Source organism: Rhabdaerophilum calidifontis (assembly GCF_008641065.1).
Taxonomy (GTDB): domain Bacteria; phylum Pseudomonadota; class Alphaproteobacteria; order Rhizobiales; family Beijerinckiaceae; genus Rhabdaerophilum; species Rhabdaerophilum calidifontis.
Map to the genome: position 1 here is coordinate 67,737 of NZ_VTRS01000006.1, position 12,327 is coordinate 80,063.

Genomic DNA, 12,327 nt, shown 5'->3' on the forward strand with positions numbered 1-12,327 from the left:
GTCCTTCAGCGCGCAATAAGCCCGCGCGCCGCGATGTCGCGGCGGCAGAAGCCTTCCGGCCAATCGATGGCGTCGACCGCCGCATAGGCGCGGCTGACCGCCTCGGCGAGATCGGCGCCCACCGCCGAGACATTGAGCACCCGCCCGCCGGCGGCAAGCAGGCGCCCACCCTCGCGCCGCGTGCCGGCATGGAAGATCGTCACGCCGGGCATGGCCGATGCCGTCTCGACGCCGCGGATTTCGCTGCCCTTCGCGTATTCGCCGGGATAGCCTTGCGATGCCAGCACGATCGTCACGGCGGCGTCCGGCCGCAGCGTCACGCGATGCCCGGCGAGGCTGCCCCGCGCGGTCGCCTCCAGCAGGTCGAGCAGGTCGCTCTCCAGCCGCAGCATCAGCACCTGGCATTCCGGATCCCCGAACCGGCAATTGTATTCGATCAGCTTCGGCCCCTCCGCGGTGATCATCAGCCCGGCGAAGATCACGCCGCGATAGGGCGTGCCGCGCCGCACCATCTCGCGCATGGTGGGAATGACGATCTCGTCGAGCGCGCGTCGCTCCATCGCGGGCGTCATCACCGGGGCGGGGGAATAAGCACCCATGCCGCCGGTATTCGGCCCCCTGTCGCCGTCGAAGGCGCGCTTGTGGTCCTGCGCCGAGCCGAAGGGCAGCACGGTTTCGCCGTCGACGAGGCAGAAGAGACTTGCTTCCTCGCCGACCAGCATCTCCTCGATCACGATGCGGGCATCGGCTTCGTTGGCATGAAGCGCGCGGATCGCCGCCTCGGCCTCGGCGAGCGTTGAGGCGACCGTCACGCCCTTGCCGGCCATCAGCCCGTCATATTTCACGACGATCGGCGCGCCTTTGTCCCGGACATGGGCGAGCGCCGCCGCCGCGTCGGTGAAGGTCGCATGCGCGGCCGTGGGCACGCCGGCGGCCTGCGCGATCGTCTTGGTGAAATCCTTCGACCCCTCAAGCGCGGCGGCCGCCTTCGACGGGCCGAACACCGCGATTCCCGCCGCGGCCAGCGGATCGGCGAGGCCCGCCACCAGCGGCGCCTCCGGGCCGACGACGACGAGATCGACCGCATGGTCGCGGCAGAAGCCGATCACATCCTCCGCCGTGCCGATATTGAGCGCGACCTCGCGCCCCAGCGCGGCGAGGCCGGGATTGCCGCGCGGCACGAACAGCGTGCCGAGCCGCGGGCTGCGGGTGATGGCATGGGCGAGGGCATGTTCGCGCCCGCCATTGCCGATGAGAAGGACATTCATGAATCGCTCCCGCGCGCCGCTGTCGAAAACCGGTTCGCGCTGTAGCATCGCGCGGCCGTGATCTCTACACTCCGGCGCGATGCCCGATCCGGTTTCCAACGCGCCCGAACTCTCGGTTTCCGAATTGTCCGGCGCCCTCAAGCGCACGCTGGAGGACGCATTTGGCCATGTCCGGCTGCGCGGCGAGATTTCCGGCTATCGCGGCCCGCATTCCTCGGGGCATTGCTATTTCTCGATCAAGGACCAGAACGCCAAGATCGATGCGGTGATCTGGAAGGGCGTTTTCTCGCGCCTGCGCTTCCGCCCCGAAGAGGGGCTGGAGGTGGTCGCCACCGGGCGGATCACCACCTTCCCCGGCAAATCGACCTACCAGATCGTGGTGGAGGCGCTGGAGCCGGCCGGTATCGGCGCGCTGATGGCGCTCCTTGAGGAGCGGCGCCGGAAATTGCAGGAGGAGGGGCTTTTCGATGCCGCGCGCAAGCGCAGGCCGCCCTTTCTGCCCGGCGTGATCGGCATCGTCACCTCGCCGACCGGCGCGGTGATCCGCGACATGATCCACCGCCTGTCGGACCGGTTTCCCCGCCAGGTGCTGGTCTGGCCCGTCCGGGTCCAGGGCGAGGGCAGTGCGGCGGAGATCGCCGCCGGTATCCGCGGCCTCAACGCCATCGCCGCGGAGGACCCCGACCTGCCGCGCCCCGATGTCATCATCGTTGCGCGCGGCGGTGGCTCGCTCGAGGATCTCTGGAGCTTCAACGAGGAGATCGTCGTGCGTGCCGCGGCGGAAAGCGCGATCCCGCTCGTCTCGGCGATCGGCCACGAGACGGACTGGACCCTGCTCGATCTCGTCGCCGATATTCGCGCCCCGACGCCCAGTGCCGCCGCCGAGATGGTGGTGCCGGTGCGCGCCGAGCTGATCGCGCGGGTCCGCGATCGGGATGGCCGGCTCGCGCGGGGCATGGCCCGGCTTCAGGAGCGGTGGCGGCGCGATCTCCAGAACCTCGCCCGCGCCCTGCCGCCGCCCGAGCGGGCGCTGGAGGCGCCGCGCCAGCGGCTCGACCGTGCCGGCCTGCGCGCGGCGGGGCTGATCCGCGCCGGGCTCGACCGGAGGGGCCTCGCCCTGGCCGGGCTGGCCCGCCGCCTCGGCGCCCAGACGCCGGAAGCGCGGCTCGCCCGCGCGGCGGAGCGGCTCGACGGGCTCGGACGCCGCCTGCCGGTGCTGCCCGCCCGGCTGATGGAGCGGCGGCGCGAGCGCCTCGCCGCGCTTGCCGAGCGCCTCGGACGCGCCCTGGCCCAGCGCCTCGCGCTCGAGCGCCGCGATTCCGAGCGTCGGATCGCCGGGCTGGCCGCGCTCTCGTCCCGCCTCGAGGGCGCCCTTGGTGCGCGCCTCGCGCGGCTCTCGGATCGGGTCGCCGCGCGCGGCCAATTGCTGGAATCGCTCGGCTATCGCCGGGTGCTGGCGCGCGGCTACGCGGTGGTGCGCGACGAGCGCGAGGCGATCCTCGCCTCCGCCGGCGCTGCGCGCCCCGGCGCCGCGATGACGATCGAATTCGCGGATGGCAGGCTCGGCGCCGTCGCCGCGGGGGAGGCGCCGCCGCGCCCGTCCGCGGCGCGCCCCGCCCGGCCGCGCGGCGGGGAGGGCGGCCAGGGCTCGCTGTTCTGAGCGCATCGGTCGGGGCTTTGCCGGCGAGGGGCTCGGCGCCGGCCGGCTTGCATGCGACGGCGCCTCCGCCTAGATCGACGCTGGACGGAAAGGAAACGGCAGATGCGCGGCAATCCCGGCCCCGCCGGCCCGGGCCTCGGCACCGAGGCCGTGCTGGAATACAGCGACAGCGATTACCGGATCGTGCGGCCGGGCAGCTTCGTGCGCTGCGCGGTCACCGGTGCCGTGATCCCGATCGAGGAACTCCGCTACTGGAGCGCCGAGCGGCAGGAGGCCTATGCCGGGCCGGAAGCCGTGCTGATGCGGCTGCGCGCCGAATCGACCGCGCGATAGGCGAGGTCCAGCGTTTCCGGCGCGAGGCGCAGCGTCACCGGCAGGATCTCCGCCCGCGCGGCGAGGCGTTCGAGATCGGGATGCCCTCCGAGCCGGACATGGTCCTTCTCGGTGGTGACGGGCCGCGCGCCAAGCTGTTCGGCTTCGGCCAGGATCCGCCGCGCCTCCGCCGGGGTGAAGCGGTGATGGTCGCCGAAGCGATGGGCCGCGGCGATCTCGGCCCCGCAGGCGCGCAGGCTCGCCTCGAATTTCTCCGGCAGGCCGATGCCGGAAAAGGCCAGCACCCGCACGCCCGCCAGCCGCGCGGCGGCCTCCGGCGCCGGCTCCAGCCGGGCCGGATGCAGCGGGATCGCCGGGCCGATCCGCGCCGCGATCCCGGCCGTATCCGGGCCGACGATCACCGCGCAATCCACCTGCGGCCATTGCCCTTCAAGCGGCGCGCGCAGCGGGCCGGCGGGAATGACCCGGCCATTGCCGAAGCCGAAGGCGCCATCGATGAGCGCCAGCGTCAGATCCTTGATAAGATGCGGGTTCTGGAGCGCGTCGTCGAGCAGCAGCAGCGTCGCGCCTGCCGCCACGGCGCGGCGCGCCCCGGCAGCACGGTCCCGCGCCACGATCACCGGCGCCGCCCGCGCGAGCAGGAGCGCCTCGTCGCCGACGGTTTCGGCCGCGTGCCGCCGGGGATCGACCGCCACCGGCCCGGCGAGGCGCCCGCCATGGCCGCGCATGATCACGAAAGGGCGCTCGCCGCGCGCCGAAAAGGCTTCTGCCAGCGCGATCGTCGCCGGCGTCTTGCCGGCGCCGCCGGCGGTGAAATTGCCGATCGCGACCACCGGGACCGGCGCGCGGAATCCGGTGCGCGCCATGCGCCGCAGGGTCAGTGTGCCGAGCACCGCCGCGAAGGGGGTCAGGAGCCGGGCCGGCCAGAGCGCGCCCTCCGCGCGCCAGAAATCCGGCATCCGCATCAGCCCGGCTCCGGCAGCAGCGGCGCGAGCGCCGCGAGCGTGCGCGCGAGCGCGCCCTCGGAACGCGCGACGACCTCCCGCGCGGCATCGGCGAGGCGCCGGCACGCCGCCGGGTCGGCGAGCAGCCGTGCGGCTTCTTCGGCGAGGCTGGCCGCATCCGCCACCGCGATCGCGCCGCCGGCGCCGGCAAGGGCGGCGTAGACATCGCGGAAATTGGCGATCTCCGGCCCGTGGAGCACCGGTGCACCGAGCTTCACCGGCTCGATCGGGTTGTGCCCGCCGATCGGCACCAGCGAGCCGCCGACGAAGGCCAGGGTCGCGAGCGCGTAGAACAGCCCCAGCTCGCCAAGCGTGTCGGCGAGATAGATCCGCGTCTCGGGACCGGGCAGGGCGCCGAGGCTCCGGATCGCCGGCGCCTCGCCATGCGCGGCGCAGAGGGCGGCGAGCTCGGCGCTGCGGCCCGGATGACGCGGCGCGAGCACCGTCAGCAGGGCGGGATGTGTCGCGCGCAGCCGTTCCGCCGCGCGGAGAACAATCTCCTCTTCGCCGGGATGCGTCGAGGCGGCGAGCAGCACCGGCCGGCCGGCGATCGCCGCGTCGAGCGCAGCGCGCGCCCGGGCCTCGACCGGCAGCGGCGGCACATCGAATTTCAGGTTGCCGATCGCCTCCGCCGGGGCGCCAAGCGCACGGTAGCGCGCGGCATCCTCCGCGCTCTGGCCGAGGCAGAGGGCGAGGTCGCCGAGCAGGGCCCGCGCCGTGCCGGGCAGCCGCTGCCAGGCCCGCGCCGAACGCGCGGACATCCGGCCGTTGACGATCCCGAGCGGCACGCCGCGCGCCTGCACCGCACGCATTAACCCCGGCCAGAGTTCGGATTCGCAGAACAGCGCGAGATCCGGCCGCCAATGATCGAGAAAACGCCGGACCGGCCCCGGCAGATCGATCGGCACGAACTGGTGCAGCGCCCCCGCTGGCAGGCGCCGCGCCGCCAGCTCGGCGGAGGTCACGGTGCCGGTCGTGAGCAGCACCGGAAGCCCGCGCGCCGCGAGGCGGCCGATCAGCGGCAGGATCGACATCGTCTCGCCGACGCTCGCGGCGTGGAGCCAGACGAGGAACCCGGCGGGGCGGGCCTGCCCCGGTCGGCCGAGCCGCTCGTCGAGCCGCTCCGGATGCTCCTTGCCGCGCGCCAGACGCCGGCGCAGGATGCGCTTGGCGAAGGGGGTCAGCAGCAATCCCGCAGCCGCGTAGAGATGAAGCGTGAGCGGCGTTGCCATCACGGGCCCGCAGCGCCGGGGTGGCGTGCATTGCGGTGCGCTTCGCGTGCCGCCGCCACCGAGGCGCGCCCCGCGCCGGGGTCGCGCTGGCCGAGCACGCCATAGGCCACCGCGTAGACGCGGTCGAGTTCCGCCTGGACCGCCAGCCGCGCCGTCTCGCGCGCGCCGGCATCGGCATCGCGCGCCACGCGGATCGGAGCCCCGACCGCGATCACGCTGCGGCCGAAGGGCAGGCCGAGGCTCGCGGCATCCCAGCTCTTGAAATCGATCCGCCGCGAGCAGACGACCGCCACCGGCAGGATCGGCCGCCCGGACAGCGCCGCGAGCGTGACGACACCCTCGCCACAGACGCGGGAGATTTTCGGCACATCCGCCGTCAGCGCCACGTGCTCGCCCTGTTCCAGAAGCGCCAGCATTGCGCGCAGGGCCGGGATTCCGCCGCGTTTCTGGATCTGATCGGCGCGCTGGGCGCCCGAGCCGCGCACCACGTTCATGCCGAGCTTCTCGACGGCGATGGCGTTGATCTCACCGTCGCCATGGCGCGAGATCATGACATGCGCGCGGTCCTGCGGCCGGCGGAAGAAGGTCTGCATCAGGTGCTGGCCATGCCAGAAGGTGAAGATGGCCGGCTGGATCGCCGCGATGCCCTCATAGGCATCCTCGGGGATCACGATGATCCGGTTCGTCCGCCGCACGACATGGAGATAGCCGGCGAGGAGCGATCCCAGCGCGTGCTTGACGAAGGCCGAGCGGCCGATGCGGCGCAGCATCAGAGGCGTTCCCCGTGCGGGGCGGCGGCGATCATGCGCCGGATTCGGGGTCGAGCAGCCGGTGGAGATGCACGATGAAATAGCGCATCTGGGCATTGTCGACCGTCGCCTGCGCGCGGGCCTTCCAGGCGGCATGGGCGCTGGCGTAATTCGGATAGATGCCGACGAGATCGAGCTTGGAGAGATCCCGGAAGGTCACGCCGTCGATCTGCTCGAGTTCGCCGCCGAACACGAGGTGCAGGAGCTGCTTCGGTGCGGCTTCGTTCTGGGAGGCGGCGGATTGGGGCATGGTGAAATCCGTTGCATTCACTCGCGCGCGGGAGGCTCCGGCGCCGGTTGGGATCGCCGACGTCGATCCTCAATCAGCCGGGTTTCGTCAAGAGCGGCGGGCGGATTTTCTCGATCAGCGCCGCGGATCCGGCCATCAGCGCCGGCTGTTCGCCGCCTTTGAGCCGGTAATCGGGGCATGCGCCGGCGAGCGTCGCGAGGCGGAAGCCGGCCTCCGCGAGGATGCAATCCGAGGCGACGATGTCCCAGTCATGCGCGCCGGGATTGGCGCAGGCGAATTCCGCCGCGCCGGTCAGCGGCGCCAGCAATCGATGCGCGAGCGGCGCGATGCGGGCGATCGGCGCCAAGGGCGTGCCGAGGCGGCGTTCGGCGATCTCGGCGATGCTGCGCGGCCCGGTGGCGCGCGGCGGCGTGGCGGCAGGGGGTGGGGCGAGGGGCGCGCCGTCACGGAAGGCACCGCCGCCACGAAAGGCCGAGACCATCATGCCGGTGGCCGGCATGTGCACGACCCCCGCAATCGGCCGCCAGCCGGCGAGCACGCCGATCACGATGCACCAATCGCGGCCGCCGCCGGCGAAATCGCGCGTGCCGTCGATCGGGTCGAGCACGAAAGCATCGCCGCCCGCGGGCTGCGCCCAGCCCTCCGGCCGCTCCTCGGAATGGATGGGGAGCGGCGCGAGGCGCGGCAATTCCGCCGCAAGCAGCCGGTCCACCGCGTGATCGGCCTCGGTGACCGGCGATCCGCCGGTCTTCCAGTCGATCCGGGCCGTTGTCGTCGCGCCGGGCCGGTAATGACGCAGCGCGAGCCGGCCGGCTTCCCGTGCCAGCGCGATCAGCCCGTCATGCAGGGCCTGAAGGCGCTGGGTGCTGTCGAGATCGGCACGGGTGGAGGACATCCGGATGGCTCAGGCCCAGGCGCGCAGGAGCAGCAGCAGCGCCCCGGAGAGAATGGCGGTGAAGGTCAGCGTCATGCCCGCCACCCGCTGCCAGCTCGCGCCGATGCTGCGTCCGAGCCCGACGGCATGCAGCAGCCGGCCGAGGATGGCACTGACGCCGACAAGGTGCACCATCCATTCCCGCGCGCCGGCGAGCGCCAGGGCGATGAGCAGGATCATCATGATCGGCGCCGTCTCGCTGAAATTGCCATGGACGCGGATCAGCCGGGCAAGATCGCGGTCGCCGCCATCGCCGATGCCGATTCCCGCCGCGCGCCGCTGCCCGATGACGCGAACCGTCAGCGCCACGCCGAGAATGGCGAGCAGCGCCACATAGCTGACGGCGAATGCCAGGGCCTGGGTCGCGCCGGCCTTCACGAGCATGTCCATGGGCATTCCGCTCCCTGCAGCGATTTTGCAACGCCGGAGCGATTCCGGCCGCATTCGCCATAGGGCCTTCGCGCCGCCCTCGCAATTCGTTCCGGCATGCCTATCTTGCCCGGAATGGAGCAGCAGCCTCGCAGGAATCCGAGGCTTCCGCTCCCGTCCGAAATATCCCTCCGGTCGAGACCCTCCCCATGGCTGATGCCGCGCCTCTCGGGGCCACGCTTTCCATTCTGGTGTTTCTCGCGGCGGCCGTGGCGGCGGTGCCGCTGTTCCGGTTCGCCGGGCTCTCGGCGGTGCTCGGCTATCTCGGCGCCGGGCTGATCATCGGTCCTTCGGGGCTCGGGCTGTTCCGTGAGCCGGAGGTTCTGCGCTCGATCGCCGAGTTCGGCATCGTCCTGTTCCTGTTCGTGATCGGGCTGGAACTCAAGCCCTCGAAGCTCCTCTCGATGCGGCGCGACATTCTCGGGCTCGGCCTCACGCAGGTCGCCATCACGACCCTGATCCTTGCCGCGCTGCTGAAACTGGTCCTGCCGGCCGGGGCCGGGCTTTTCGTTGCCGCCTTTGCCTTCGCCCTCTCGGCCACGGCCATCGCACTCCAGACACTCGACGAGCGCGGCGCGATGTCTTCGCCCTACGGGCAGAAGACCTTCTCGGTCCTGCTGTTCCAGGATCTCGCGATCGTGCCGTTCATCGCGCTGCTGCCGCTCGCCGGAGGGCAGGCGGCGGCGAGCGGCGGGTTCGTCGAGCACTTGCCGGACCTCGCGCTGGCGCTCGGGGCGCTGGCCGCGCTGGTGCTCGCCGGGCGCTATCTGCTCAACCCGCTGTTCCGCATCCTCGCCCGCGCGGATGCCCGCGAGGTGATGACGGCCGCGGCGCTGCTCGTGGTGCTCGGCGCGGCGGAGGCGATGCATATCGTCGGGCTTTCGGCGGCGCTGGGCGCCTTCCTCGCCGGGCTTCTGCTGGCGGAGAGCCATTTCCGACACCAGCTCGAGGCGGATATCGAACCGTTCCGCGGCCTGCTGCTCGGCCTGTTCTTCATGAGCGTCGGCATGGGGATCGAGGCCAGGGTGGTCACGGGCAACCTCGCGCTCGTCCTCGGCGGCGCTTTGGCGATCCTTGCCGTCAAGGCGGGGCTTGTCTATGGCCTGCTGCGTTTCGCCCGGCTCGGCGTCACGGATTCCGCCCGTGCTGCCGTGCTTCTCGCGACGATCGGCGAGTTTTCCTTCGTCATCGTCCCGCTTGGCGCACAATTCGGGCTGCTCGGTCCGCGCGAGGCGTCGCTGCTGACCGCCATCGCCGCGTTGACGATGTTCTTCGGCCCGCTCGCGGCGAAGGCTCTTGAAATGCTGATCGCGCGCCGCCAGGCGCGAGCGGTGCCGGAGGAGGGGGTGGCTGACAATTTCGACGGCGCCACCGGCGATGTCCTCGTCATCGGGTTCGGGCGCTTCGGACAGGTCGTCAATCAGATGCTGCTCGCCATCGAGCGCAACGTGACCGTGATCGACCGCAATATCGACAGCGTGAAGGCGGCGGGAACCTTCGGCTTCAAGGTCTATTACGGCGATGGACGCCGCCTCGACGTGCTGCGCGCCGCCGGGGCCGAGCGGGCGGGGGTGATCGTCATCTGCATCGAGGACAGCGAGGCGACGACGATGATCGCCGAGATGGTGCTGCGCAGCTTCCCGCAGGCACGGCTGCTGGTGCGCGCCTATGACCGCGTCCATGCGCTCGATCTGATGGACCGCGGCGTCAAGGCGCCGGTGCGGGAGACTTTCGAATCGGCGCTGATATTGGGACGCGACGCGCTGCTTGCGCTTGGCGTCTCGGAGGCGACGGCGGAGGAAGTCCGGCTTGATATCCGCCGCCGCGACACGCAGCGCCTGCTGCGGCAGCGCGAGGAGGGGCTCTTCGGCGGCCATGATCTGCTGCACGGCATCCGTGTGACGCCGACGCCGCTTTCCGAGCCCAAGCGCAGGGGGCGCGACATTTCCGTGCCGCCCAAGCCCGCCCCGCCCTCCGGCACGGATCTCGAGGGCGTGACGGGGGCCTCGTCGTGAACGCACCGCTCGCCGCGCCGCCGCCCCGCTTCACGCAGGGCTCCACCATGCGCCATGTCATCGAGATGACGATGACGGGCGCTATCGGGCTGATGGCGATCTTCGTCGTCGATTTCCTGTCGCTCTTCTACATTTCGCTGCTGCGAAACGACGAACTGACCGCCGGCGTCGGCTATGCGACGACGGTGCTCTTCCTCGCCATTTCCGTGAATATCGGCACGATGATCGCCGGCGCCGCGCTGGTCTCCCGCGCGATCGGCGCCGGCGAGCGCGATGCCGCGCGCCGGCTATCCGGCTCGGCACTGGCGCTCGGCATGCTCGTCGCTCTCCTGGTCTCGGCGGGGCTGCTTGTCGCGCTCGATCCCGTTCTGGCGGCGCTCGGCGCCAAGGGCACGCCGAGCACGGTGGCAGCGCGCTTCCTGGCGATCACGCTGCCGGCCAACGCGCTGATGGCGGCGGGGATGATGCTTTCCGCGCTGCTGCGCGCCGTCGGCGATGCGCGGCGGGCGATGCTGGTGACGCTGATCGGCGGCCTCGTCACCGCGATCACCGATCCGCTGCTGATCTTCGGACTGGGGCTCGGAACCGACGGCGCGGCGATCGCCACCGTCATCAGCCGCCTGGTCTTCACCGCCGTGGGGCTCAACGGCGTCCTGCGCGTCCACCGGTTGCTGCGCTGGGCGCACCCCGCCGAGATCCGGGGCGATGCCCGCCCCTTCGCGGCGATCGCGGTTCCCGCGGTGCTGACCAATGTCGCGAGCCCCGTCGGGCTCCTGTTCTTCGTCGGCATCCTCGCGCCGTTCGGCGCCGAGGCGATCACCGCCAGCACGATCATCGACCGGCTGGTGCCGGTGGCGTTCGGCGTTTTGTTCGCGCTTTCCGGCGCGGTCGGGCCGATCCTCGGCCAGAATCTCGGTGCGCGTCGCTTTGACCGGCTCCGCGCCGCGCTGCGCGACGCGCTGCTCTTCGCGATGGGCTATTCGGTGCTGGCCTGGCTGGCGCTGGCGCTGTTTCGCCATCCGATCGCCGCGTTGTTCGGCGTCGAGGGCGAGACGGCGCGCTACCTTGCCTATTTCTGCCTCGTCGGCGGGTTCGGCTGGATCTTCAACGGCCTGCTGTTCGTCGCCAATGCCGCGTTCAACAATCTCGGCTTTCCGCTTTATGCCACGGTCTTCAACTGGGGCCGGGCGACGCTGGGGACGATCCCGCTCAGCATGGCCGGTGCGGCGCTGGCCGGGGTTGAGGGCGCGGCGGCGGGCATGACGCTCGGTTCGGTGATCTTCGGGCTTGCGGCGGCTTTCGTCGCGTTCCGCGCCATCCGACGGATCGAGACGCGGATCACGGCGGCCGGTTAACAAGTCGTTGCCCCGGGCGCTGCCGGAGGCTACCGTTCTGTCGTCCGGGGCGTGCGCGAGGGGGAAGCGTCGATGATGAACCTGATCGAGATCATGCAGGCCGCGCAGGGCGGCCAGGCCTATGACAACCTCGCGCGCCAGTTCGGCATCGCGCCGGAACAGGCGCAACGGGCGGTGCAGGCGGTGCTCCCGGCCTTCTCGCTCGGCCTCCAGCAGCAGGCGGAGACGCTGGAGGGCTGGTCGAACATCCTGTCCGGGCTCGCAAGCCAGGGGCAGGGCAGCCAGGAATTCTACGATTCCGACGGCGACGGCATCCCCGATCACCTCGAGGAGCAGGGCCAGACCGCGCTCGGTGCGCTGTTCGGCTCGCCCGAGGCCAGCGGCGCCGTTGCGGCGCAGGCGGCGCAATTCGCCGGCCTGCCCGCCTCGCTGATGCAGCAGATGCTGCCGGTGATCGCGACCATGGTGCTGGGCGGGCTGTTCAAGGGCGCCGCGAATAACGGCCTCGGCGGCCTGCTCGGGCAGATGATGCAGGGCGGCGCCGGCGGGCTCGGTTCGGTGCTCGGCGGCCTGCTCGGCGGGCAGGCATCCGCGCCTCCGCCCATGCCCGGCGGTGTGTCGGGCGGGATGTTCGGAAACATCCTCGGATCGATCCTCGGCGGCGGCCAGCCGCAGCCGCAGCCGCAGCCGCAGGCAGGCGGCCTTGGCGGCATTCTTGGCTCGCTTCTCGGGGGCGGCGCGCAGCCTCAGGCGCCGCAGGGCCCGGACCCGGTCGCTGCCGGGCTCGACGCGCTCAAGGGCATGTTCCAGACCGGCCAGCAGGTCCAGAACGCCCAGCTCGACGCGCTCCAGCAGATCCTCGGCCCGTTCACCCAGCGCCGCTGAACGGCGCGGCGACGATTTGATTCGATCGCGAAACGCGCGGTTAACCGTCGCGGTATCGGCAACGGCAGATTGTGCAACCGCAGGCTGACCGTTAAAGTTTTAAAGGTTGCGTTTCCGAACTCGCAAAACCCGCGCGTGTAATCGCCTCCAGCC

At 71.5% G+C, this 12,327-nt stretch carries 12 protein-coding genes; 5 read left to right on the forward strand and 7 right to left on the reverse strand.

From position 1 onward, the window contains the following. Positions 1–5: 5 nt before the first annotated feature. A complete protein-coding gene (gene purD, locus FWJ24_RS10800; RefSeq protein WP_150287844.1) occupies positions 6–1,268 on the reverse strand; it encodes a phosphoribosylamine--glycine ligase in 1,263 nt (420 codons plus the stop codon). Between the two features lie 79 nt (positions 1,269–1,347). Between purD and xseA the strand changes: the two genes are divergently transcribed. Continuing rightward, positions 1,348–2,928 carry an exodeoxyribonuclease VII large subunit gene (xseA, locus tag FWJ24_RS10805; RefSeq protein WP_150287845.1) on the forward strand — a complete coding sequence of 527 codons (1,581 nt, stop codon included), beginning with the start codon at positions 1,348–1,350 and terminating at the stop codon, positions 2,926–2,928. 102 nt (positions 2,929–3,030) lie between these two features. Next, on the forward strand, positions 3,031–3,261 hold the full coding sequence (locus FWJ24_RS10810) for a DUF2093 domain-containing protein (RefSeq protein ID WP_150287846.1): 231 nt from the start codon (positions 3,031–3,033) through the stop codon (positions 3,259–3,261). Here FWJ24_RS10810 and lpxK read toward each other — a convergent pair. The 6 genes from lpxK to FWJ24_RS10840 all read right to left on the reverse strand — a co-directional run bounded on the left by lpxK (position 3,204) and on the right by FWJ24_RS10840 (position 7,880). Then, positions 3,204–4,226 carry a tetraacyldisaccharide 4'-kinase gene (gene lpxK / locus FWJ24_RS10815; RefSeq protein WP_150287847.1) on the reverse strand — a complete coding sequence of 341 codons (1,023 nt, stop codon included), beginning with the start codon at positions 4,224–4,226 and terminating at the stop codon, positions 3,204–3,206. The two genes, FWJ24_RS10810 and lpxK, sit on opposite strands and share 58 nt — an antisense overlap. Continuing rightward, entirely contained in the window at positions 4,226–5,497 is a 1,272-nt protein-coding gene (locus tag FWJ24_RS10820) for a 3-deoxy-D-manno-octulosonic acid transferase (RefSeq protein WP_150287848.1), read from the reverse strand. Before FWJ24_RS10820 ends, lpxK begins: the two co-directional genes overlap by 1 nt. Then, positions 5,497–6,267 (reverse strand): lysophospholipid acyltransferase family protein, encoded by a 771-nt coding sequence (locus FWJ24_RS10825; RefSeq protein WP_150287849.1) that lies wholly within the window; start codon positions 6,265–6,267, stop codon positions 5,497–5,499. The genes FWJ24_RS10820 and FWJ24_RS10825 overlap by 1 nt, the downstream gene beginning before the upstream one ends. A gap of 31 nt (positions 6,268–6,298) precedes the next feature. Continuing rightward, positions 6,299–6,556, reverse strand: a complete 258-nt coding sequence (locus FWJ24_RS10830) for a DUF4170 domain-containing protein (protein WP_150287850.1) — start codon at positions 6,554–6,556, stop codon at positions 6,299–6,301. Between the two features lie 73 nt (positions 6,557–6,629). Continuing rightward, positions 6,630–7,451 (reverse strand): inositol monophosphatase family protein, encoded by an 822-nt coding sequence (locus FWJ24_RS10835; protein ID WP_150287851.1) that lies wholly within the window; start codon positions 7,449–7,451, stop codon positions 6,630–6,632. Between the two features lie 9 nt (positions 7,452–7,460). After that, positions 7,461–7,880 (reverse strand): MAPEG family protein, encoded by a 420-nt coding sequence (locus FWJ24_RS10840; RefSeq protein WP_206110826.1) that lies wholly within the window; start codon positions 7,878–7,880, stop codon positions 7,461–7,463. A gap of 188 nt (positions 7,881–8,068) precedes the next feature. Here FWJ24_RS10840 and FWJ24_RS10845 point away from each other — a divergent pair, with 188 nt between their 5' ends. The 3 genes from FWJ24_RS10845 to FWJ24_RS10855 all read left to right on the forward strand — a co-directional run bounded on the left by FWJ24_RS10845 (position 8,069) and on the right by FWJ24_RS10855 (position 12,174). Further along, a complete protein-coding gene (locus tag FWJ24_RS10845; protein WP_150287852.1) occupies positions 8,069–9,934 on the forward strand; it encodes a monovalent cation:proton antiporter-2 (CPA2) family protein in 1,866 nt (621 codons plus the stop codon). Continuing rightward, entirely contained in the window at positions 9,931–11,289 is a 1,359-nt protein-coding gene (locus tag FWJ24_RS10850) for an MATE family efflux transporter (protein ID WP_150287853.1), read from the forward strand. The genes FWJ24_RS10845 and FWJ24_RS10850 overlap by 4 nt, the downstream gene beginning before the upstream one ends. A 72-nt stretch (positions 11,290–11,361) precedes the next feature. Next, complete coding sequence (locus FWJ24_RS10855) at positions 11,362–12,174, forward strand: DUF937 domain-containing protein (RefSeq protein WP_150287854.1); 813 nt, start codon at positions 11,362–11,364, stop codon at positions 12,172–12,174. Positions 12,175–12,327 lie beyond the last annotated feature (153 nt).

What these genes read in the sequence shown, in the direction of transcription:
- purD (WP_150287844.1), bottom strand. Translation starts at nt 1,268, where the DNA reads ATGAATGTCCTTCTCATCGGCAATGGCGGGCGCGAACATGCCCTCGCC.
- xseA (WP_150287845.1), top strand. Translation starts at nt 1,348, where the DNA reads ATGCCCGATCCGGTTTCCAACGCGCCCGAACTCTCGGTTTCCGAATTG.
- FWJ24_RS10810 (WP_150287846.1), top strand. Translation starts at nt 3,031, where the DNA reads ATGCGCGGCAATCCCGGCCCCGCCGGCCCGGGCCTCGGCACCGAGGCC.
- lpxK (WP_150287847.1), bottom strand. Translation starts at nt 4,226, where the DNA reads ATGCGGATGCCGGATTTCTGGCGCGCGGAGGGCGCGCTCTGGCCGGCC.
- FWJ24_RS10820 (WP_150287848.1), bottom strand. Translation starts at nt 5,497, where the DNA reads ATGGCAACGCCGCTCACGCTTCATCTCTACGCGGCTGCGGGATTGCTG.
- FWJ24_RS10825 (WP_150287849.1), bottom strand. Translation starts at nt 6,267, where the DNA reads ATGCTGCGCCGCATCGGCCGCTCGGCCTTCGTCAAGCACGCGCTGGGA.
- FWJ24_RS10830 (WP_150287850.1), bottom strand. Translation starts at nt 6,556, where the DNA reads ATGCCCCAATCCGCCGCCTCCCAGAACGAAGCCGCACCGAAGCAGCTC.
- FWJ24_RS10835 (WP_150287851.1), bottom strand. Translation starts at nt 7,451, where the DNA reads ATGTCCTCCACCCGTGCCGATCTCGACAGCACCCAGCGCCTTCAGGCC.
- FWJ24_RS10840 (WP_206110826.1), bottom strand. Translation starts at nt 7,880, where the DNA reads ATGGACATGCTCGTGAAGGCCGGCGCGACCCAGGCCCTGGCATTCGCC.
- FWJ24_RS10845 (WP_150287852.1), top strand. Translation starts at nt 8,069, where the DNA reads ATGGCTGATGCCGCGCCTCTCGGGGCCACGCTTTCCATTCTGGTGTTT.
- FWJ24_RS10855 (WP_150287854.1), top strand. Translation starts at nt 11,362, where the DNA reads ATGATGAACCTGATCGAGATCATGCAGGCCGCGCAGGGCGGCCAGGCC.